This window comes from Acinetobacter sp. NEB149, assembly GCF_012516415.1.
GTDB classification, from domain to species: domain Bacteria; phylum Pseudomonadota; class Gammaproteobacteria; order Pseudomonadales; family Moraxellaceae; genus Acinetobacter; species Acinetobacter lwoffii_V.
The window spans coordinates 2306310-2328701 of the sequence record NZ_CP051208.1 but is presented as its reverse complement, the minus strand read 5'-3'; the positions used below and the strand labels follow the sequence as shown (position 1 = coordinate 2328701).

Genomic DNA, 22392 nt, shown 5'->3' with positions numbered 1-22392 from the left:
AATATATAGATGAAGCACTATAGTCGATTTTGCGCAAAATCGCAGAAGAAATGCAGTTTCAGGTCGTAGCGCTGTTTTAATCATGAAGATTTTGATTTTTTAGCCACGAATTATGCGAAAATAGCCGATTCAAGATTTATTTTTTTAAGGACAGTTTATGACTGATCAATCTCCTCAGGCGTTAAGCGACATCGAAATTTTAGACATCCTGCAAAGTATGAAAAAGGATGAGCTAAATACTGAGGCGCAAGCAGCAATTCGTCAGGGTGGTAAAGCTGGTCGTCAGGAAGCGCATAAAGCAGCCTTAGTAGCATTGAATCAGTCATTTGAAGACAAATTTGTCGAAGCCGTATCTTTGGCTTTGGGTCTGAATGCAGCACAAATCAAAAAAATCCGTTATAAAAAAGACCGAATCCGTATTTTAAAAGCGCGCGGTATTGATTATATGGCGATTGATGGCGCTGAAACTGCGCAAGTGCTGTCACAAATTGCCCAAGCAATTGTGCGTGAAGATGCCATTGTCACCCATGACCTGCATAATATTTTCCCATTCTGGAAAGAAGGCTGGCCAATGGTGCAATTCGATAATGCCTACAAAATTTTAGAAGATGATATCCAGATTCACTATCAAGCCGTTCTTGAGGCTTTATTAGCAAAAATCTAAGCTATAACTAGATCTAAAAAAAAGCACCCAAAGGTGCTTTTTTAATCACGATATATCAGTGCAATCAGCCAGCTGATGGGCAGAATAAATAAACGCCACCACGTGATTAATGGCCAATAAAAATACTCTCCAAATCTCAAGGTCGAGTCGAAACCTTGACGGCGACGTTCATGCGGGTAGGGAATAATGAAAACTGTTAAAACCATCAGAATGATGGCTGCGAGTAAAAGCAGGGGATTCTGTTGTTTGGCAAAGAAGAAGTAAAACAAATACAGGGCTGAATAAAAAAACAGACATGCCAATAATGCAGAAATATTCATCACTCACCTTATGGATTTTTTTATTATAGGACTTACGCATTGACGGATTCAAAAAAGTATTAAAATACTTTATAAAGTATCTGTGATTAGACGAATTAAACATGCTTCTACAGCAACTTGTACATTACCCATTTATATGGGCTTTCTCATGACAGAACCGAACTCTATTAGCTGCACACAACTTGCCGAGACTTATAATATCTCGCATGATAGTGTAAATCGCTTTCTAGAGCGTGAAGACTACACACCTCACGACCTATATCAAGAATCAATTCAACATATTGATAATAATAAACTTATAGTCAGTATTGATGATACTGTTTTAGATAAACCATATAGTCAACATATGGACTTGGTTAGCTATTTTTGGTCAGGCAAACACCACCGATCCGTCAAGGGTATTAATCTCATTACCTTGTATGCGACAGATCAAAATGGTCAAAATATTCCAATTAATTTCCGAATTTATGACAAATCTGAAAGTAAAACCAAGAATGATTACTTTATGGATATGTTAAGTGAAGTACTCAGTTGGGGTGCAAAGATTCAATTTATTACAGGTGATAGTTGGTATTCATCGACTGGAAATCTAAAAACCATAAGAAAATATGGTATTCGATTTATGTTTGGTATCGACTGTAACCGTAAGGTTTCCCCAGAAAAAGGACAATGGTTTCAACTGCGTTTATTGCCAGATTTCCATCAGGGTCAAGTGGTCTGGCTCAAAGATTTTGGCTTTGTACAATTATTTAAGACTCAGTTAAAAGAACAGCAGAGGTTTTATATTGTGCATCAAGATGAAGATGATTTATTGTCCTTTGAGGGTTTTCATGAATTACATTCAAGTCATTGGAAAATAGAGCAATATCACCGGGTGATTAAACAGGTTTGTCATATTGAAAAGTTTCAAGTAAGACGATCTAAACTGATTTTGAATCATATTTTTTCAGCCTTGATGGCCTACGTTGAGATACAAAAGAACCAGTTTGAGCGGATCTTTGAAAATGTATATCGTTGGCAGAAGAAATTATTTAGACCAGTTATCAAAAACTTCATTGATGACTTTATTCTCGATAAAAATCATCTGCTACCACAGAGAATCTATAAATAATAGTGCGTAAGTCCTATATTAGAATAATTTTTTGAATAGAGGGCTAAAAAGAAGAACCAGATTAATCTGATTCTTCTTGAATAACTGAATTGGTTTCGATTAGGCGGGTCACCAGCAACTGGTCAATTTTAAAATGATCGACATCCACCACTTCAAACTTATAAGCACCAAATATCACGGCATCTGCAGGACGTGGAATCTTGCGTAATTTATACATCATGAAGCCAGCGATGGTTTCATAGTTCTCATCATCAGGCATTTCATCAATTTCAAGCGCATGCTTGATGTCTTCAATCGGCGTGCTGCCTTCAATCAGCCAGGAATTATTGTCACGTTTAATAATTTGCTGATCGGCTTCAATAGGCGTCACCCAGTCACCCATCACGGTAATCATAATATCAGAAAGGGTAATCACGCCAACGACCAGCGCATATTCATTAATGACGACGGCAAACTTTTCCTTGGTGGAACGGAAACGGTCCAGAACTTCCGATAAGGTCAAAGTGTCAGGAATGGTCAACACATTACGGATGGTATTTTCATTGAGCTGCAGCAGCGACTGGTTGTTCAGAATACGCACCAGAATGTCTTTGGCATCGACATAGCCAATCACACTGTCGATGTCATTGCTACATACCAGAAATTTGGAATAAGGATATTCTGCCAGCTTTTGCCGAATACTTTCTTCCGGTTCATTCAAGGTGAAGAACACCACATTTTCACGTGTAGTCATACTCGAAGGCACGTTACGCTCTTCCAGCTCGAATACATTTTCAATGAAATGATGCTCCTGTTTCTGGAGCACGCCTGCCTGCGCACCTGCATCCATCACTGCAGAAATATCATCAAAAGTAATATTATCATCCCGGATGGTATTCACTTTAAACAGACGGAACAGCATATTGGCAATCGCGTTAATGAACCATGCCAAAGGTTTACAGACTTTAATGAAAATCTGAATTGGCTCGATGACTGAGACTGCGATCTTTTCTGGCGCAATCATGGCCAGACGTTTCGGCATCAGGTCCGCAAATAAAATAAATAATGAAGTGACGACAGTAAAGGAGAGCGCAAAGCTAATATTGTCAGCCCAAGGTCCTTGGTAAAAGCGGGAAACAAAATTATAAATATAAGGGCGGAAGGCACCTTCACCTAAAATACCGCCGAGAATGGCAACTGCATTTAAACCAATTTGAGAGGCTGCAAAGAAGTCCGCAGAATTTTCTTGTAGATCTAAAACTTTTTGAGCGCGATGATCACCCGACTCAGCCAGAATTTTGAGTTTGACTTTACGGGCACCAGCGAGGGCGATTTCAGTTAAAGATAAAAAACCGGCCCCCGTGATGAGTATTAAGATAATCACGATATTTTGTAAGAGGCTCACAAATCCACCTGTGGATGAATAGTATCTTGGGATATTTTTAACACAAAAAAAGACTTGAGGTGTAACAACGACAGCTCAAGTCTTCAAAGTATAATCTTAAAAAATAAGAATTTAGAAGATTTTGAGTTTAATAATGTGAAAATTGAGAATTATTGCTCAGGAATTCACGGTTTTCTTCTTCAATCATTTGACGCGCAACATACAAAATCAGCTGACGTAACCAGCGATGTGCCGGATGATGATGCAATAAAGGGCACCATGCCATTTTCAATTCAAATTCCGGAATATAAAATGGCGGATCTTTTAGAATTAAATTGTGATTCTTTGCTTGCAGGCGTGCGATGCGTGAAGGAAGTGTTGCGACCAAGTCGACATTGGAAGCCAATAAACCCGGCATCTGGTAATGACGGGTAAAGACCGAAATTTTACGTTTCTGGCCAATCCGCTCTAAAGCCTGATCAATCCAGCCTAAACCGGCCTGTTTTTCAGGATTGACCCCGAAGCCAACCCCCATACCGGTTTTAGAAACCCAGATATGCTGTGCATCCAGGTAACTTTTAAGGTTTAAATTGCTTGCGGCAGGATGCTTGTTATTTAAAAGACAAGAAAAGCTGTCACGCCAGACCAATACCTGATGAAAACTTTGTGGGATTTCATTAAAACGGTTGATTGCCAGATCGACCTTGCCTTGTTCCATGTCACGATACGACACATCACTTGGTGTTAAGAAGTCGAGAACAACATTTGGAGCTTCTGAACGTAGGGCTTTGACGAGACGTGGAACCAGTGTGGCTTCCGCATAATCCGAAGTCATGATCCGGAAGACACGATTTGAGGTATAAGGACGGAACTCGGTACGTGGTTCCAGAATCATCGACAAGTCAGCCAGGGCATCCCGAATACGTGGTTGTAATTCTAAAGCACGTTCGGTTGGGGTCATGCCTTCAGAAGAACGGATCAGGAGGGGATCATTAAATAAATTGCGTAATCGGCGTAAAATATTACTCATGGCAGGCTGGGTAACACCCAATTGTTCTGCTGCACGTGTGACATTTTTTTCGCGAAGAAGTACATCAAGATAAATTAATAGATTGAGATCGACCCGCTCCAGATTCATAAAAGAAATACCGAGAATAAATACAAGAAATTATGATGATTATGCCATAATTGCCGGGCCTTGTGTAAAGCGCCGATGAAAAAAAGCCATGTGCTCACTGATAAAGTTTACAGAATTGACACAGGCTTAAGCTCCATTATTTCGAGTGTACATAAGAAAAAAGATGTACGTTAAATGGATCATCATTTAGCCTTTTTTATAGATTGGGATGAAAACCATATTTTCGGTTTAAAAGAACATGAGAAAGGCTGTTCTTGTATTCAAGATTTGAGTGAAAAGTAAACTAAATTAAAAATTCATTAAGTTGAATAAATCATCAAAGATCAGTATTTTTTAAAAATAAAGGGGCATAGAACTCATGGCCAGACTTAAGTCTAATGAATTATTTTTAAGCAACATGCGGAAATTTTACCCATTTTTATTTTTAAATAAATTTATATAAAACAGTGTATTAATATAATTCATTAAGATTGTACTAAGACTTTGATCTACTCATTTTTTAAATAAATACTGAAGATTCTTGCAGACTATTGGATTAATTTTCATAAGCCCACTAATCTTTAGCTATCCCAACGGATCGTCGAAAATCTGAACAAGTCATTGAGGGTGTGATTTGAGCGGTTCGTTGCAGAAAAATCCTAATATTATTACAGGAATATATCATGACTACATACCAAACAGCGATTGATGCAATCCGCGAATTAAAAGCGAAATTCGGTAACACTTGGGCAGACATCAGTCCTGAAGATGCTGCGCGTATGCAAATCCAAAACCGTTTCAAAACTGGTTTAGACATTGCGAAATATACAGCGGCAATTATGCGTCGTGATATGGCTGCTTATGATGCAGACTCTAGCAAATACACTCAATCACTAGGTTGTTGGCACGGTTTCATCGCGCAACAAAAAATGATTGCGAACAAAAAATACTTCGGTACAACTGAACGTCGCTACATCTACCTTTCTGGTTGGATGGTTGCAGCACTTCGTTCAGAATTCGGTCCACTTCCTGACCAATCTATGCACGAAAAAACGTCTGTTCCTGCATTGATCGAAGAAATCTACACTTTCTTACGTCAAGCTGACGCGAAAGAATTAAACGACTTGTTCCGTGCCCTTAAAAAAGCACAAGAAGCGGGTGACACTGCTAAAGCAGCTGAAATCACTTCACAAATCGACAACTTCCAAACTCACGTTGTGCCAATTATTGCGGATATCGATGCTGGTTTCGGTAACGAAGAAGCGACTTACTTACTTGCTAAGAAAATGATCGAAGCGGGTGCTTGTGCACTACAAATCGAAAACCAGGTTTCTGACGCGAAACAATGTGGTCACCAAGCTGGTAAAGTAACAGTTCCACACGAAGACTTCATCGCGAAAATCCACGCTCTTCGCTATGCATTCCTGGAAATGGGTCTTGACGACGGTATTATTGTTGCACGTACTGACTCTGAAGGCGCTGACTTGACTCAAAAAATCCCAGTGGTTAAAGAGCCAGGCGACATCGCTTCTCAATACATCAGCTACTTAGACACAACTGAAATCGACATTTCAGAAGCGCAAGAAGACGAAATCCTGATCAAGCGTGATGGTAAACTTCACCGTCCTAAACGTCTTGCTTCTGGTCTATACCAGTTCCGTGAAGGCACGCAAATCGACCGCGTCGTACTTGACTGTGTAACTAGCCTACAAAACGGTGCTGACCTGCTTTGGATCGAAACTGCGACGCCTAACGTTGCTGAAATTGCTCACATGGTTAACCGTGTACGTGAAACAGTTCCAAATGCGAAACTTGTTTATAACAACTCGCCTTCGTTCAACTGGACTTTAAACTTCCGTCAACAAGCATATGACCGTTGGGTTGCTGAAGGTAAAGACGTTTCTGCTTACGACCGTGCTAAGTTAATGAGCGCTGAGTACGATGCAACTGAACTGGCTGCTGAAGCTGACGAAAAAGTTCGTACATTCCAGGCTGACGCTGCTCGTGAAGCGGGTGTGTTCCATCACTTGATCACACTTCCGACTTACCACACAGCTGCGCTTTCTACTCATGAGCTTGCTCAAGGTTACTTCGGTACTGAAGGTATGTTGGCTTATGTTGCTGGCGTACAACGTAAAGAAATCCGCGGCGGTATCGCATGTGTTAAACACCAAGCAATGGCTGGTTCTGACATCGGTGATGACCACAAAGAAATCTTCGCTGGTGACAATGCATTGAAAGCTGGTGATGATTCTAAAAACACAATGAACCAGTTCAGCGCTTAATCCGCTCAATTGATTCACCAAAAAACCCTGCAGATGCAGGGTTTTTTGTTTGGAAAAATGCTATTAATAAATAGGGAAGAGCAATCTCAAGAATATGCTCAAGAGGGATTATCCATAATTTCTCCATGATTGGTTTTTATCGCAGTTTTTATGTGTTTAATTCTTGCATTCTAGTGCTATGTCACTGAATATTTCGATATAGCATACTTATGTTCTGCATCAATTTACCCCTATTTAATTAAAAGTGACCCGGACTTATGCTGTCTAAATTTTTTATCCACCGCCCGATCTTTGCTGGGGTACTGGCGATTGTTGTCATGGCAATCGGCTTGTTCGCAGTGATGAACCTGCCAGTGGAACGTTATCCGGACATTGCCCCGCCAAGGATAACGGTGGCAGCAACTTATAGCGGTGCTTCTGCAGAAACTGTGGAAGAAAGTGTGACTCAAGTGCTGGAACAGCAAATCAAAGGCATTGATCATCTGCTGTATTTCAGTTCGAGTAGTGATTCTTCAGGGCGCAGCCGGGTCAGTATTAGCTTTGAAAATGGCACCGACCCAGATACCGCACAGGTTCAGGTACAAAATGCGATTAATGGGGTACTAAACCGATTACCGGAAGATGTACAACGCCAAGGCGTTAATGTCTTTAAATCGCTCGGTGATACCCATATGGTGATCAGCCTGTATGATGAGTCGGGGCGCAGCAACAATATTGAACTTTCCGACTATCTGATGACCCATCTGGAACAGGACATTTCCCGGATTGAAGGCATTGGTGAGGTGGATGTTTTTGGTTCACAATATGCGATGCGGATCTGGCTGAATCCGGCAAAATTAAAACAATATAACCTGATGCCAAGTGATGTGCGTGCTGCGATTGAAGCCCAGAATACTCAGGTCGCTGCTGGTGCGATTGGTGATCTTCCAGCCATAGACGAGCAATACCTGAATGCCAAAGTTACTTCGGGTTCACGGCTAAAAACTGTAGAAGAATTCCAGAATATTATTGTCAAATCGGATCGTGCCGGCAGCTTTATTTATTTGAAAGATATTGCGCGGGTAGAACTGGGTGCTGAAAATTATCAGTCTTATAGTACCAATAATGGTTATCCATCAGCAGGTCTGGGTATTTCACTGGCCTCAGGGGCCAATGCCATTGCCACCTCTAATCTGATTAAGGCTGAAATTGCCCGTATTTCCCAGCAATTGCCTGAAGGCTATAAAATTGCTTACCCACGTGACAATACGCCCTTTGTACAAGAATCAATTAAAGAAGTGATCAAAACCCTGATCGAAGCTGTGATCTTGGTCATCATTGTGATGTTCATTTTCTTGCAGAACTGGCGTGCCACTTTGATTCCCACCGTGACTGTTCCGGTAGTGATTTTGGGTACCATGGCGGTGTTGTATGCACTGGGTATGAGTGTCAACACTTTAACCTTATTTGCGCTGGTTCTGGCGATCGGCCTGTTGGTGGATGATGCGATTGTTGTGGTGGAAAACGTCGAACGGCTGATGCATGAAAAGCAACTGTCTGCCAAGGACGCTGCCCTGGAATCCATGCAGGAAATTAGTGGGGCACTGATCGGGATTACGTTGGTCTTAACCGCAGTCTTTATTCCGATGGCTTTTTTTGGTGGATCGACTGGCGTGATCTACCGCCAGTTTTCTATTACCTTGGTTGCGGCGATGTCGCTGTCCTTAATGGTGGCCTTGATTCTAACCCCAGCATTGTGCGCGCTTATTCTAAAACCGAATCCTAAACCGGCAAAATGGGCGTCCTGGTTTAACCAGAAACTGGAGCATTTAAAATATCGATATCTGAATTTATCTAAACTCACGATTCAGCGTCAGGCGATCTGTTTGCTGCTGTTTGCCGGATTGATCAGTGTTTTTGCGCTGTTCTATCGCGCTTTGCCAACCAGTTTTTTACCGAGTGAGGATCAGGGGATTTTAAGCCTGCAGATTAAATTGCAGGAAGGCGCCCCGATGAAACATACCATTCAGATCGGTGAAGAAGTTCGTAAGTATTTTCTGGATCAGGAACAAGTCAACGTCAATCTGGTGATGATCCGTTATGGGCGAAATTTCTCTGGAACTGGTCAGAATTTGGCGACCGGTTTTGTGGCATTAAAACATTGGGATGAGCGTTCCGGTCAGGACAATACTGCACAAGCGATTCGTGAACGGGCCTTGAAGCATTTTCAAAGTAATCGCAATGCACAAATTAACGTGTCCATGCCAGCTTCAGTCAATGGTCTGGGACAAACCGATGGTCTGGATTTCTGGATTCGAGATATCAATGGCAATGGCCGGCAATATCTGGAACAGCAATTTAAAGCGCTGGAAGCTCGGGCGGGCAACTATACGAGCTTTGAAAATCTGGGCAAACGTTCTAATCCTGACAAAGCAGAACTACGTGTCAATATTGACCAGAAACAGGCCATGGCCAATGGCCTGACCCAATCGGCGATTAACAGTACCTTATCCAGTGCCTGGGGCGGCAGTTATATCAATGACTTTATTGATCGCGGCCGGATTAAACGGGTGATCATGCAGGGTGATGCTGAATTCCGTTCCAAGCCGGAAGATCTGGCACAGTGGCATGTACGAAATGACCAAAATCAGATGGTGCCTTTCAGTAACTTCTCGCAAGTGGGCTGGAGTGGTGGCCCTGAAGTGGTCAACCGTTTTATGGGTTATACCGCATTGCAAATGGAAGCGGATCGGGCCAAAGACAGCAGTTCCGGCCAAGCCATGCAGGATGTGGAAGCTTTGATTGCCGAGCAGGAGGGAGTCGATGTAGTCTGGAGCGGTCTTTCTTTCGAGGAAAAACAGTCCAATAATCAGGCGATCTGGCTGTATCTGATTTCGATCGGTTTTATTTTTCTCTGTCTGGCGGCTTTATATGAAAGCTGGAGCATTCCAACCGCCGTAATGTCAGCAATTCCACTGGGGATTGGTGGCAATATTATTTTCAGTTATCTGGCTGGTTTCCCGAATGATATCTATTTCCAGATTGCCTTGCTGACCACCATCGGTCTGTCCTGTAAGAATGCCATTCTGATTGTAGAGTTTGCTTCATTAGCACAGCAGCAAGGTAAATCAGTAGTAGAGGCGGCACTAGAAGGTGCGTCTTTACGCCTACGTCCAATTTTGATGACTTCTTTGGCTTTTGGCGCAGGGATTTTACCGCTGGTCTTTGCTACAGGCGCAGGTGCGGTGAGTCGTCAGGAAATTGGGGTGAGTGTATTTGGTGGTGTCATTTTTGGAACATTGCTGGTGCTGATTTTTATTCCATTTATGTATGTTTTGATTCGCCAACTCATCATCAAAAAATCGCGTGCTTAAAACAAAGGAAAACTCTAGAGCTTAAAAATCCCCGTTTATACGGGGATTTTTTTATCGTTAAAATTTATCCGATAGCTGGTTGCGTTTTCAGCATGGTGTGAAAATTGCTATAGAAATCATCTATTCATACAAGAATGCGTCGTGAGAATGCATCTGATGGGGATTTTTATTCATGTTGTCACGCTTTTTTATTTATCGACCTAAATTTGCAACCGTGATTGCCATTATCATGATGGTATTAGGAATTTTTGCACTGCAAAAAATTCCGATTGAGCATATGCCGAATATGGATGCACCTGCGTTAGGTGTTTCTGCGGGGTATCGTGGTGCATCTGCGGAAACCGTTGAGCAATCGGTCACGCAAATTTTAGAACAAGCGATAAAAGGCATTGAAGGTTTGGAAAGCTTTCAGTCCAACAGTAGCGTGGGGCGTGCAAATCTGGCCCTGTCGTTTGAGCAAGGCGTGGATCTCGATCAGGCATTGTTGCAAGTGCAAAATGCGGTCAATGGTGTGCTAAGTCGATTGCCTGAAGAAACCCAGCAAAATGGAGTGGCTGTTTATAAACAAGGTTATGATCAATTTGCATTACTGAGTTTATATGATGAATCAGGGAAGGCGACACCGACAGAGCTTGCTGACTATTTAATGGTGCATGTCGAACCGCGTTTTTCCCGTATTGACGGGATGGGTGAAGTGGAGCTTTATGGCGCAGGCTATGCGATGCGCATTTGGCTCAATCCACATAAACTACGCCAATTTAATTTGATGCCGAGTGATATTCGCAATGCAGTCGAGACACAAAATGCACCACTTGTGTCTGGTTCTATTGGTGGATTACCGACAACACAAGATCAATACATGAATGCCAAGGTCAGTGCGGGATCACGTTTAAGTAGCATTGATGAATTTGAAGAAATCATTGTGAAGACAACAGATTCAGGTTCAGTACTGTACTTGAAAGATGTTGCACGTGTTGAGTTGGGGGCAGAAAGTTATAACCATTTAAATTATACCAACGGTCATTTATCCGCTGCATTATCGATTCAATTGGCGCCACGGAGTAATGCCATTGCGGTTTCAGAGCAGATGCAAACGGTATTGAAAAATGCCCAAGCCAATTTGCCTGCACATTATCAATTGCGTATGACTATGGACAGAACCCCATTTATTACCAGTTCAATTGAACAAGTCGCGAAAACTTTGGTCGAAGCGATGGTACTGGTGGTCTTGGTGATGTTTATCTTCCTGCAAAACTGGCGCGCTACTATTATTCCTGCAGTCACGATTCCGATTGTAGTTTTAGCCACATTTGCGGTGCTGTATGTATTGGGAATGAGCTTAAACAGTTTTACCTTGTTTGCCCTGATTTTGGCGATTGGCCTGTTGGTCGATGATGCCATTGTGGTCGTGGAAAACATTGAACGTTTGATGCATGAAGAACATTTGGATGCTCAGGCTGCAGCTTTAAAGTCAATGAAGGAAATCAGCGGTGCATTGATCGGGATTACTTTGGTCTTAACTGCTGTATTTATTCCCATGGCATTTTTTGGCAGTATGACAGGAGTCATCTATCGTCAGTTTTCCATCACGTTGGTCGTGGCAATGCTACTTTCTTTATTGGTGGCACTCATCATCACCCCTACATTTGCAGCGCAACTGCTAAAACGTCAACCACATCAACCAAAATGGGCACAGCGTTTTAATCGTGGCATGGATAAGCTCACCATACGTTACCAAAAGCTTTCTGCACGTAGCATGCAGTTTAAAATGACGATGTTGGCTGTATTTAGTATATGTGTTTTAGGCTTTGGCTGGCTTTATAAAACCTTGCCCGAAGGGCTAATGCCAACGGAAGATATGGGCTTTGTCATGGGTCAAATTGTGATGCCGGGCAATGCACCACGTTCTGAGATAGAAAAAGTAGGGCGTGAAGTCCAGGACTATTTAATGCAACATGAATCTGAGCGCATTCAAAGCATTGGGATTTGGTATAGCGGAAACAATGTTGGGGTTGGGCCTTATCGTGGTCAGCTATTTGTCGTATTAAAGGACTGGGCAGCGCGTAAAAATCCTGAAGATACCGTCTTTGCTATTGTAGATCGTGCACAAAAGCACTTTGCCAATCATGCCAATGCCCAGATTTTCTTTATGGCACCTTCTATGTCAAGTAATGGACGTGTGGTCGACTTCTGGTTACAAGATCTAGATTCACGGGGTAGCGAGTTTTTACAGCAATCCTTCTCTGAGATTGAAACTCGTGCCAAAGCAAAATCATCGATTGAATATTTACAACTTGATGTACCCAAAGAAAGTGCCGAGCTGAATATTAAACTGGATGTAGAACGTTTACTCAAATATGCCGTACCTCAGCAAAGTTTTAATAGTACGTTGGCTGCGGCTTGGAGTGGTACTTATATCAACGACTTTATTGATCGTGGACAAATCAAACGGGTCATCATGCAAGGCGAAGCGGAGTTCCGTTCTAAACCTGAAGATTTGGCACATTGGCATGTTCGTAATAGCACAGGCGAAATGTTATCGTTTAATCAATTCACTACGCTGAATTGGCAAGGTGGACCGAATAGTATCAACCGTTATATGGGCTATAACGCCGTGCCTGTATATGCAGGTATTCCCAAAGATCAATTTTCGAGTCAAACCATGCAAGATGTCGAAGCTTTAGTCGATGAACAAGACGGAGTAAATTTGGCCTGGAGTGGAGCCGCCTTAGAAGAAAAACGTAGCAGTGGGCAAGCTATTTTCTTGTATCTAATTTCGATTGCCTTTATTTTCTTATGTTTAACGGCACTCTATGAAAGCTGGACGATTCCTGCTGTGGTGTTGACCGCGATTCCTCTGGGCGTGGGAGGAAGTATTCTGTTCTGTGTCTGGTTTGGTTTTGCGAACGATATTTACTTTCATATCGCCTTGCTGACGACTATCGGTCTGTCCTGTAAAAATGCAATTTTGATTGTAGAATTTGCTGCACAAGCAGAGCGGGCAGGTCATACTCCGGTTCAGGCCGCGATACTGGCCGCGGGCTTACGCTTGCGTCCTATTCTCATGACCTCCATTGCATTTGCAGCGGGCGTACTGCCTTTGATGTTTGCCACCGGCGTCAGTGCAATCAGCCGGCAGGAGATTGGCAGTAGTGTTTTTGGTGGGGTGCTATTTGCCACTGTCCTGGTACTGCTGTTTATTCCCTTTATGTATGTATTGATTCGTAGTCTGATGATTAAAAAAACGGTTTCTCAATCAGTGGTGATAGAGTATCCATCTTTAGAAAGTGAACAAGCCTGACTCAGTCAGGCTTTTTTATGGCTAAATATCGAGGAATTGATTTATACAAAAAATATCGTCATATTGCAGCATGATCATTAAAATTATTCACATGAAAAAATTAGGATACATAGGGATCAGGACAAACCTCTCTTGACTGCCAGACTTTTATAATGAGCTGCTTATGCCGACAATTTCAGAAAAAATCCAGCATATCCAACAACAATTTCATTCTGAAAATCACGACATCGCTGTAGGTTTACTCAGTCAGCTGAATGTCGCCGATCAGGCACGCATTTTAAGTCGTTTAGATGCTCGGCAACAGGCCCGAATTTTAAAGGAACTGAATGAATCGAGCTTGGTCTATGCTTTTATGCCCCTAGGGCAGCAGTTAAACGTGGCACAGCACTTATCTATTTCAGAACTTGTTCCTATTCTGGATGCAATGCCTTCTGATGATTTTGTCGATATTTATAAGCAGTTTTCGCCGCCGCTACAGCTGCAATTGATGGGCGCATTATCTGAAGAATCCCAGCAGACACTCAAAGATCTGGCCATCTATCCGGAAGGTACAGCAGGTGCCATGATGAGCTCACGTTTTGTGACGCTCTCACCCGATTTAACCATGGATGAAGCGATAAAGGCTTTACGTGTGGTGGCCGCCGGGCAGGAAACCCTGTATCTGATATATATTGTCGATGCAGAAAAACGGCTGATCGGTGTGATTTCCCTAAGGCAGATCATTCAGGCCTTAGCTGAGCTGAGCATTGCCGAAGTGATGCAACGTGACGTCATTTCTGCCCAGGTAACAGATGATCAGGAAATTGTGGCTAGAGCCTTGGCCTATTATGATTTTATTGCCTTGCCAGTGGTTGATGCCCAGCAAAAACTCTTAGGAATTGTCACCTATGACGATGCTATGGACATTGTCGAAGCCGAAACCACTGAAGATATTTTAAAGTCGGGTGCAGTAACCCCGTTGACTGAGTTGAGCCTTAAAACTGCCCCGATTTTGACCCTGTATCAGAAGCGGGTCTTTTGGTTGGTCATTCTGGTTTTTGGCAGTCTGCTCTCTGGAGTCGGGATTGCACACTTTGAAGAGATCATTGCCGCACATATCGTGCTGGTATTTTTCTTGCCACTTTTGGTGGGCAGTGGCGGGAATGCCGGTTCGCAATCAGCCACCTTGATGGTGCGTGCTTTGGCCACAGGCGATGTCGAATTTAAGGATTGGTTTAATTTGCTCAGTCGCGAATCTCTGGTGGCGCTGTGCTTAGGCGGCACTATGGCGATTGCGGTATCCATTCTGGGTTATATTCGGGGAGATATTATGGTAGCTGTGGTGCTGGCCATCAGTATGCTCGGGATTGTGTTGACGGGCTGCCTGATCGGCATGAGTCTGCCTTTTATTTTAAATAAACTCAAACTTGATCCTGCCAGTGCTTCGGCGCCGTTAGTGACTTCTATCTGCGATGCTACCGGTGTGATTCTGTATTTATTCGTTGCTTCCAAATTATTGTTTTAATTCACAGATTGATACATCAGCCTAGAAAAAATACTTTATGCTCAAGAAAATCAGCATTATTTCTGGAATAACTTATGCCTGAGTCTGGACAAAAACCAAAATTAAGCCAACAAGAGGTGATACGTCTGGAACGTGATCTGGCCAAGTTTGCCAATATGATGGACTCCGTGGTGCGTATTCCGTTTACCAAGCAAGGGGTGGGGGCAGACGCGGCTTTGAGTACGATTCCGGTTGCTGGAGATATTGCCGGTTTTATATTGACCTGTTATGCCATTCATAAGGCCAAACAGATCGGGGTGCCGAGTGCCAAACTCAATCCAGTGATGAAGATGGCGGCGATCGATGCGGTAGTAGGATTTATTCCGGTGGCGGGCACGGTCTTTGATATTTTTATCCGGCCCAGTCGCAAGGCACTCGATGTCGTGCACTTGCATATTCGTGAGGAATATCAGATTAGCAGTGACCGGCATGTGGTGCATCCATTTTTGCATGAAAGTCTGGAGCGCAAACAACAGCAATCTGCATTCTGGCGCAATCCCGTGGTGGCCTGGATCTGGATTCATATCCCCGATATTTTAGGTACTTTATTCCTGATTTTATTTATCTTCGCGATCGGGTGGGGTGCTATGGCGCTGTATCAATGGTTCAGCCAATGATAGGTCAGCTAAAGAATAATTGAATCCAATAAAAAAAGCCTGCAATTAGCAGGCTTTTTTTGAATCAAAAATAAAGTTTTACTTAAGCACAATCAAGTTGTTGCAATGCAGCGACACGTTGTTCGATGCTTGGATGCGTCTGGAACAATGCAGCAAGGCTAAAGCCTTCTTCTTTACCCGCAGAAATCGCAAATGCTTTCATTTCTTTCGGCATGGCATCTGGCATTTCAGATTCTGCCTGTAAGCGCAGTAATGCTGAAATCATGGCTTGTTTACCTGCCAGACGTGCACCTGCTTCATCAGCACGGTATTCACGGTGACGAGAGAACCACATCACAATCGACGATGCCAAGATACCGAACACGATATCCAGCACAATAGTAATCACGAAATAGGCAATACCCGGGGCTTCACCTTCTTCACGACCAAAGACATTGCGGTCAATAAAATCACCTGCGACACGTGCGAAGAACATCACGAAGGCGTTCACAACACCTTGGATTAGTGCCAGAGTGACCATGTCACCATTGGCGACGTGACCAATCTCATGCGCCAATACTGCACGAAGTTCGTCTTTGTTCATACGCTCAAGCAAGCCGGTTGATACCGCAACGAGAGCATCGTTTTTGTTCCAGCCAGTGGCAAAGGCATTCGACTGGTAAGAGGGGAAAATACCCACTTCCGGCATTTTAATGCCTGCACGCTGAGAAAGTTGTGCAACTTCTTGGAGCAACCAGGCTTCAGCTTGGTTACGAGGTGCATTCGGGTCAATCAGTTCAGTACCCGTGGTCTTTTTCGCCATCCATTTAGACATGAACAGGGAAATCATTGAGCCGACCATACCGAACACAAAACAGATGACCAACAGGTTGCCTAGATTCAAGCCACCTGCGCCATGGTAACTACCGACACCGAAGAGTGACAAGATAATGCCAGCTACAACCAGTACCGCGAGGTTGGTTAGCAAGAACAAACCAATCCGCATCATTGAGAAATCCTCTTATTACAGAAAAATAATCTGATTATTAAATGTAAATCATTGAAATCAATATGCGGTGAAATCGAGAAGAATTCAAGGAAAAAATAGCATTTGGCTACAAAAACACAGGATATTTTTTGTACTAATTAAAACATAGGTCTTTAAAAACAAAGCTGTTTAGAAATTATTCACTCAAATATATTTTTGCAGATGCTGACGCATTGGCGGTGGCATATGAGCCTGCCGGTGCATCGGTGAAACTGCCATCCGCTTGAGCAATGATCTGACGCTGATACTTGGCAGCCTGAATATTGGAAGCTGTGGTGGTTCCAGTCGAATAATTGTCAGAACTGGCAATCACACGGCCAGTATCAGAAGATGCTGTATAGGCAGCACTATGATTACCTAGACCTTGAGCATATAGGTTCTGATAACGGCTGCTGACACGACGGACATAGTCCTGAGTTTCACGAAACGGTGGTACGCCCTTATATTTGGCAACATTACCTTCACCGGCATTATAGCCGGCCAGTGCCAAGGTGGTATTGCCATTAAAACGTTTCAATAACCAGGCCAGATATTTGGCGCCTGCCATAATATTCTGCTGCGGGTCATAAGCATTGCTGACATTAAACCGACGGGCAGTCGCCGGCATGAGTTGCATTAAGCCCTGTGCACCGACTGGAGAGCGTGCCTGTACATTAAAACCGGATTCGGTATGCATCACGGCTTTAATCAAGCCTTCAGACACGCCATAGGTTTGTGCTGCCTGACGAATAATCGAGTCATAGGCATTTTTATTTCTACTATAGCTAGGCAATACAGAAGCTTCACTCGAGCCCCAGTTGCTATAACTGTGAATATTACTGTCTGGATAATAGGTTTTCTTTTCTACCTGTAGATGATTATAGCGGCTTTTCTTATTGGTCAATAAAGTACTGCCATTACTGTCACGTAATTGATAGATCGTTTGACCGGCATAAGCAAAATGACAACAGCTTGCCAATAGCAAACCACTGATCCCATAACGCCCCAAAACATACACATTTATTTTCATTGTTTATATTAAGTAAACACAAGCGAGAAAAATTCAATAAAGAGTTTAACAAAAAATTACGGAATGAAAAGACTTGTGCGCTGCATTTATAAACGAGTTTGTAAATGCAAGTCATTTTTTACATTTTAGCAGTAGAAAAAAAATATGATTTAATTTAAAACCTTAGGCTTGACAGGGTTAACTAATTGATTTTTATAAATAATTAAATTGATCAAAAATGATCAATTTAAAGAAAAGCCTTATCTTTTGAGCCGGACAAGTTGTCAAGTCTGTTTCAATCCACAAAGTTATCCACAGCTTTTGTGGACAACTGTGGAAAAGTCCAAAAGATAAGCATCTTGACTAAAAAATGAACGCAATCGTTCAATATATCAATCTAAATAAAACATGAAAATGAAACTAATAAGACATTTTCATGAAAATAAATTCTTTTGATGCGATAGCGGTCTGAATCGGCTAAAATTGCGCGGTATTTTTTTATGGGTTAATCTCGTCTATGTACTCGCCAGTTGAGTCCGAACAAGGATTTAATTTCAAACCTGAACTGCCAACAAGCTCAGCCTACTACCGTTTGTTGAAGAAGCTTCGCCGCCAGGTCGGACATGCCATTCGTGACTTCAAGATGATTGAAGAAGGCGATAAGGTCATGGTGTGTATTTCTGGTGGTAAAGACAGTTATACCCTGTTGGATATCCTGCTACAGTTCAAGCGCATCGCACCGATCAATTTCGATGTAGTGGCTGTGAATCTGGATCAGAAACAGCCAGGCTTCCCTGAAGATGTTCTACCGCGTTATTTAGAAGAAAATAACATTCCGTATTACATTCTGGAAAAAGACACCTACAGCATTACCAAAAAACTGACGCCAGAAGGCAAAACCTATTGTGCAGTCTGTTCGCGTTTGCGTCGTGGTTCTTTATACGGTTTTGCGCAGGAAATTGGCGCGACCAAAGTTGCTTTAGGCCATCATCGTGATGATATCTTGGCGACTTTCTTCCTGAACCTGTTCCATGGCGGCAGCTTGAAAGCTATGCCACCAAAACTGTTGTCTTCAGACAAAAAGAACATTCTGATTCGCCCACTGGCCTATGTGGAAGAAAAAGACATCATCAAATATGCAGAAATGCGTCAATTTCCAATTATTCCATGTAATTTATGTGGCTCTCAGGACAACCTGCAGCGCGCAATTATCAATGACATGTTACGTGATTGGGATAAAGCACATCCAAAACGTCTGCACAGCATTTTTGGCGCATTGCAAAATGTTTCGCCATCGCAGCTGGTCGATCGTGAATTATTTGATTTTGAAGTGCTGGACAGTCAGCGTGAATTCGACTTCAAAGGCGGTGATTCAACTGAAGAAGCTGTGGAAGGCGAGAACCGTCGGATCAATATGGTCAATCTGGGCTTTGCTGCAGACTAATTTTAGAACGTGTAGACATCAGCCTGCGGGTTGATGTCTGCTTATAAACATAAATAAAAATAGAACTACAAAAATTGAACGGCGCGTACAAAATTCGTTAGCCTTTGCGCTAATGATCATGATATAACAAAGCACAAGCATAATAGCTTCAACATGATGTCGTCTGGATAGTCGACACAAATGAACAAATAATTTGAGGAAAGATCATGCCTGCTTTTTTAACTGATGATTGGTTTTCAACTGTAGAAACTCTAACTGCGCAAGCTGGCGATTTGAATTTGCCACCAGCTTTGGCGAACCTTGCGATTAATTTGGTTGTAGCGGACACTACAGGTAATACTGAACTATCTTTAGATGGTGGGGCAATCAAAAAAGGTTTGTCTTCAAATGCCAAAACTACGCTGAATATGGATGGCGAAACTCTACGTAAAGTTTTCCTAGAGTTTGATATGGCTGCTGCGATGCAGGCATTTATGACAGGTAAAATCAAAGTACAGGGTGATATGTCACAATTGATGGCACTTCAGACTGCAAAACCAAGTCAGGAACAAAAAGATTTGTTCAAGAAAGTACTTGAAAATACCACGGCTTAATTCTACTAAGACATTAGCCTGAATAAAGACGAAAAAAGCTTACCCTGAGGTAAGCTTTTTTTATGTCATTTTGATTAATGCTAAGGTTTTAGCTTAGATATTCACCAATTGTGGTGTGGTCTTGATATGTTCCAAATAAGCACGAATGCGGGTCACATATTGTACCGCTTGACGGTAGCGACCATTATTGGCTTTATTCTGATCCAGATAGGCATATAAGTTCACCCAGTTATTCGGGTTCTTGCCTTGCGACTGAATGCGCTTTTGCAACTGATTCACTGCACCTGGGCCCATATTATACGCTACCAGTGCAAACCAGTTCCGATCTGGAAAAGGAATATGATCATAGCGACTAAGCATTTGATCATAATACTTGGCACCACCCTGAATGCTTTGAGTAGGATCGGTACGGTTACTCACGCCCATGGCTTTTGCTGTACTGTTGGTCAGCATCATCAAACCACGCACACCCGTCGGAGAAACTGAATTCGGTTTCAGATAAGATTCCTGATAACCAATGGCCGCCAGTAAATGCCAATCCAGGTCATACTGCTGCGCTGTCTGTTTAAAACTCGCTTCATAGATCGGCAGACGGTTGTTCAAATCACGTTGAATGGTGGTCCAAGATTCCTCTTTCACGACATTCTGATTATAAAATGAAGCAAGCTGCTTAATGGCACCACTTTGTTTGCCTTTGCAGACAAAAGCACTGGCCGTCTGGCTCAAAGGATCTGTAGCAGATTTAAACACCAGATTTAAATTGGTATTCAAGCCATTACTCGACAGAATTGATTCATCGCCACAAGTGGCCGAGAACGACGTCAAACGCTTGTTTTCAATGGTGCGTATATCAGTAGTCGTCATAGCCAGATTGGCTTTACCCTGAGCAACCCACTGTAGGGCAGTCTGATTATCAGGAACGATTTTAAAATCGAGTTTTACATTCAGATTGTTAGCATAGTTACGAACCAGATCATAACCGAAGCCATGCAGATGTTGTCCATCCTGGAATACGGTAGTCGGATTTTCAACCGCAACCACGGTCAACTTATTGCTATTGACCACATGATCAAACTGAAGTGTGGTCTTACTTGCATTGATACTGTGTAGGGGAATAAATGCAGTGCTCAGTACAAGTGCTTTCAAAGGGAGAGAAGAAATTACAGATCTTAGGCAAAGCCTCGACCCAGTGGATGAACTACTGTGCATGTTGTCTCCGCTACAAGTAATTTATGCCCTAAAAATCACAGCCAACAAAGCCAGAAATTTTAACAGTTTGATAAATTCAATAAGGGTTGGGCAGTCATGACGTCATTCAAAATGACAAGAGATTTAAAGATAATTATGTAGAAAAACTACATAGATTAAAAAGTAAGCATTTCCGGAAGTTGCTGGCATATTAATGATCTAAAAAACGATTGTCAAATTTTGTACACAAATTATTTTTAAAAATAATTTTAAGATATTGAAATATAAAGTTAATTTTTTTGGAATTTTGCCATTGTGTTAAAATGGTAAATAAAATAAGCTGTTTGTAAGTTAAAACACTGAAAATATGATCAGCAAGACGTATGAAATCCAACTTAATCACCCGTGCTGGACACGATAAATTGGTGGCAGAACTTAAGAATCTCTGGCATGAAGAACGTCCTGAAATTACCAAAAAAGTGAACTGGGCAGCCAGTCTCGGCGACCGTTCTGAAAACGCAGACTACCAATATAACAAGCAAATTTTGCGTAAAATTGATCGACGGGTCAGGTATCTCGGCAAGCGCCTCGAAGAACTGAAAATCATCGATTTTTCCCCGGAGCAGGAAGGAAAAGTTTATTTTGGTGCCTGGGTGGACATTGAAAATGAAGAAGGTGAACAAAAAACTTTACGCATTGTCGGTGTAGATGAAATTTATGATCATCATCCGCAGCATATATCGATCAGTTCACCGATGGCACGCGCATTATTAGGCAAGCAGGTCGATGAGGAGGCCGAGGTATTGACCCCCTCCGGCAAGAAACTCTGGTTCATCAATTCAATTCGTTATGAAAAGCCAGAAAATTCAGCAGATTAATATAATTGATTTTATTTTGTGCAGTTGATGCAGCGAAAGCATAAAAATATTTGCCAAGCGTGATTTTTGTTTATATCATGTCGGCCATGGAAGCGTGGCAGAGCGGTTTAATGCACCGGTCTTGAAAACCGACGAGGGTGTGAGTCCTCCGTGAGTTCGAATCTCACCGCTTCCGCCAAATTTTAAAAACCCAGTCAATTTGACTGGGTTTTTTTATGTCTGAATATTTTTTCAGTTGTTGATCCGCTTGATGCTGAATGTGGTTATTTCTCTCATTATTCTCTACTGAGTTAAATACAACTCAAGATCATTTCAAGATTCAAATCTTTGAATGAAAATGCCCAGGTTGGCTTTGATTCCGGATGATTTTTAGCTGAATAAGCCGCTTTTTATAGAAGTTTCGCTAAATTTTATTGCCAAAAATCTAATTTATTTATATGATGGCGACCAAGGAAGCGTGGCAGAGCGGTTTAATGCACCGGTCTTGAAAACCGACGAGGGTGTGAGTCCTCCGTGAGTTCGAATCTCACCGCTTCCGCCAAATTTTTAAAACCCCAGTCGAAAGATTGGGGTTTTTCTTTTTAGGCTGCAGATATTGAA

At 42.3% G+C, this 22392-nt stretch carries 16 protein-coding genes and 2 tRNA genes; 12 read left to right on the top strand and 6 right to left on the bottom strand.

Translation table 11 applies throughout. From position 1 onward, the window contains the following. Positions 1–157 precede the first annotated feature (157 nt). Positions 158–664 (top strand): hypothetical protein, encoded by a 507-nt coding sequence (locus tag HGD77_RS11070; protein WP_004280554.1) that lies wholly within the window; start codon positions 158–160, stop codon positions 662–664. A 41-nt stretch (positions 665–705) separates the two neighbouring features. Here HGD77_RS11070 and HGD77_RS11065 read toward each other — a convergent pair whose 3' ends face one another. Then, a complete protein-coding gene (locus tag HGD77_RS11065; protein ID WP_004645748.1) occupies positions 706–984 on the bottom strand; it encodes a hypothetical protein in 279 nt (92 codons plus the stop codon). Positions 985–1066: 82 nt separating this feature from the next. On the opposite strand from HGD77_RS11065, the gene HGD77_RS11060 reads away from it, so the two are divergent. Next, positions 1067–2095 carry a transposase gene (locus HGD77_RS11060; RefSeq protein WP_079255106.1) on the top strand — a complete coding sequence of 343 codons (1029 nt, stop codon included), beginning with the start codon at positions 1067–1069 and terminating at the stop codon, positions 2093–2095. 61 nt (positions 2096–2156) lie between these two features. Here the strand turns inward: HGD77_RS11060 and HGD77_RS11055 are convergent, their stop codons facing one another. Together HGD77_RS11055 and HGD77_RS11050 are read right to left on the bottom strand one after the other, a co-directional pair. Next, positions 2157–3479, bottom strand: a complete 1323-nt coding sequence (locus HGD77_RS11055) for a hemolysin family protein (protein ID WP_004280552.1) — start codon at positions 3477–3479, stop codon at positions 2157–2159. Between the two features lie 127 nt (positions 3480–3606). Further along, a complete protein-coding gene (locus HGD77_RS11050) occupies positions 3607–4596 on the bottom strand; it encodes a LysR family transcriptional regulator (protein WP_005103940.1) in 990 nt (329 codons plus the stop codon). A gap of 662 nt (positions 4597–5258) precedes the next feature. On the opposite strand from HGD77_RS11050, the gene HGD77_RS11045 reads away from it, so the two are divergent. The 5 genes from HGD77_RS11045 (at position 5259) to HGD77_RS11025 (ending at position 15674) form a co-directional block, all read left to right on the top strand. Further along, a complete protein-coding gene (locus HGD77_RS11045; protein ID WP_121979611.1) occupies positions 5259–6860 on the top strand; it encodes an isocitrate lyase in 1602 nt (533 codons plus the stop codon). Between the two features lie 257 nt (positions 6861–7117). Next, positions 7118–10213: a multidrug efflux RND transporter permease subunit gene (locus HGD77_RS11040; protein ID WP_138742919.1), complete on the top strand. Its 3096-nt coding sequence runs from the start codon at positions 7118–7120 to the stop codon at positions 10211–10213. A gap of 172 nt (positions 10214–10385) precedes the next feature. Continuing rightward, on the top strand, positions 10386–13514 hold the full coding sequence (locus tag HGD77_RS11035) for an efflux RND transporter permease subunit (RefSeq protein ID WP_168386991.1): 3129 nt from the start codon (positions 10386–10388) through the stop codon (positions 13512–13514). Between the two features lie 163 nt (positions 13515–13677). Then, positions 13678–15018 (top strand): magnesium transporter, encoded by a 1341-nt coding sequence (gene mgtE, locus HGD77_RS11030; protein WP_168386990.1) that lies wholly within the window; start codon positions 13678–13680, stop codon positions 15016–15018. A 74-nt stretch (positions 15019–15092) separates the two neighbouring features. Further along, positions 15093–15674 (top strand): DUF4112 domain-containing protein, encoded by a 582-nt coding sequence (locus HGD77_RS11025; protein ID WP_155861543.1) that lies wholly within the window; start codon positions 15093–15095, stop codon positions 15672–15674. Positions 15675–15756: 82 nt separating this feature from the next. On the opposite strand, the gene htpX is transcribed toward HGD77_RS11025, so the two are convergent. Then, positions 15757–16662, bottom strand: a complete 906-nt coding sequence (gene htpX / locus HGD77_RS11020) for a protease HtpX (RefSeq protein ID WP_004280540.1) — start codon at positions 16660–16662, stop codon at positions 15757–15759. A gap of 175 nt (positions 16663–16837) precedes the next feature. Then, entirely contained in the window at positions 16838–17710 is an 873-nt protein-coding gene (locus tag HGD77_RS11015; protein ID WP_168386989.1) for a lytic transglycosylase domain-containing protein, read from the bottom strand. A gap of 496 nt (positions 17711–18206) precedes the next feature. Between HGD77_RS11015 and ttcA the strand changes: the two genes are divergently transcribed. Together ttcA and HGD77_RS11005 are read left to right on the top strand one after the other, a co-directional pair. Beyond that, complete coding sequence (ttcA, locus tag HGD77_RS11010; RefSeq protein WP_004280538.1) at positions 18207–19133, top strand: tRNA 2-thiocytidine(32) synthetase TtcA; 927 nt, start codon at positions 18207–18209, stop codon at positions 19131–19133. A 206-nt stretch (positions 19134–19339) separates the two neighbouring features. Further along, a complete protein-coding gene (locus HGD77_RS11005; RefSeq protein WP_004280536.1) occupies positions 19340–19726 on the top strand; it encodes an SCP2 sterol-binding domain-containing protein in 387 nt (128 codons plus the stop codon). A gap of 93 nt (positions 19727–19819) precedes the next feature. Here HGD77_RS11005 and HGD77_RS11000 read toward each other — a convergent pair whose 3' ends face one another. After that, on the bottom strand, positions 19820–20935 hold the full coding sequence (locus HGD77_RS11000) for a transglycosylase SLT domain-containing protein (RefSeq protein WP_004731846.1): 1116 nt from the start codon (positions 20933–20935) through the stop codon (positions 19820–19822). A 362-nt stretch (positions 20936–21297) separates the two neighbouring features. On the opposite strand from HGD77_RS11000, the gene greB reads away from it, so the two are divergent. From greB to HGD77_RS10985, 3 genes are all read left to right on the top strand, one after another. Continuing rightward, entirely contained in the window at positions 21298–21792 is a 495-nt protein-coding gene (gene greB / locus HGD77_RS10995; protein WP_004731844.1) for a transcription elongation factor GreB, read from the top strand. A gap of 88 nt (positions 21793–21880) precedes the next feature. Beyond that, a tRNA-Ser gene (locus tag HGD77_RS10990) sits at positions 21881–21970 on the top strand. Between the two features lie 273 nt (positions 21971–22243). Continuing rightward, a tRNA-Ser gene (locus HGD77_RS10985) sits at positions 22244–22333 on the top strand. Positions 22334–22392: the final 59 nt, after the last annotated feature.

What these genes read in the sequence shown, in the direction of transcription:
- HGD77_RS11070 (WP_004280554.1), top strand. Translation starts at nt 158, where the DNA reads ATGACTGATCAATCTCCTCAGGCGTTAAGCGACATCGAAATTTTAGAC.
- HGD77_RS11065 (WP_004645748.1), bottom strand. Translation starts at nt 984, where the DNA reads ATGAATATTTCTGCATTATTGGCATGTCTGTTTTTTTATTCAGCCCTG.
- HGD77_RS11050 (WP_005103940.1), bottom strand. Translation starts at nt 4,596, where the DNA reads ATGAATCTGGAGCGGGTCGATCTCAATCTATTAATTTATCTTGATGTA.
- HGD77_RS11045 (WP_121979611.1), top strand. Translation starts at nt 5,259, where the DNA reads ATGACTACATACCAAACAGCGATTGATGCAATCCGCGAATTAAAAGCG.
- HGD77_RS11040 (WP_138742919.1), top strand. Translation starts at nt 7,118, where the DNA reads ATGCTGTCTAAATTTTTTATCCACCGCCCGATCTTTGCTGGGGTACTG.
- HGD77_RS11035 (WP_168386991.1), top strand. Translation starts at nt 10,386, where the DNA reads ATGTTGTCACGCTTTTTTATTTATCGACCTAAATTTGCAACCGTGATT.
- mgtE (WP_168386990.1), top strand. Translation starts at nt 13,678, where the DNA reads ATGCCGACAATTTCAGAAAAAATCCAGCATATCCAACAACAATTTCAT.
- HGD77_RS11025 (WP_155861543.1), top strand. Translation starts at nt 15,093, where the DNA reads ATGCCTGAGTCTGGACAAAAACCAAAATTAAGCCAACAAGAGGTGATA.
- htpX (WP_004280540.1), bottom strand. Translation starts at nt 16,662, where the DNA reads ATGATGCGGATTGGTTTGTTCTTGCTAACCAACCTCGCGGTACTGGTT.
- HGD77_RS11015 (WP_168386989.1), bottom strand. Translation starts at nt 17,710, where the DNA reads ATGAAAATAAATGTGTATGTTTTGGGGCGTTATGGGATCAGTGGTTTG.
- ttcA (WP_004280538.1), top strand. Translation starts at nt 18,207, where the DNA reads ATGTACTCGCCAGTTGAGTCCGAACAAGGATTTAATTTCAAACCTGAA.
- HGD77_RS11005 (WP_004280536.1), top strand. Translation starts at nt 19,340, where the DNA reads ATGCCTGCTTTTTTAACTGATGATTGGTTTTCAACTGTAGAAACTCTA.
- HGD77_RS11000 (WP_004731846.1), bottom strand. Translation starts at nt 20,935, where the DNA reads ATGCACAGTAGTTCATCCACTGGGTCGAGGCTTTGCCTAAGATCTGTA.
- greB (WP_004731844.1), top strand. Translation starts at nt 21,298, where the DNA reads ATGAAATCCAACTTAATCACCCGTGCTGGACACGATAAATTGGTGGCA.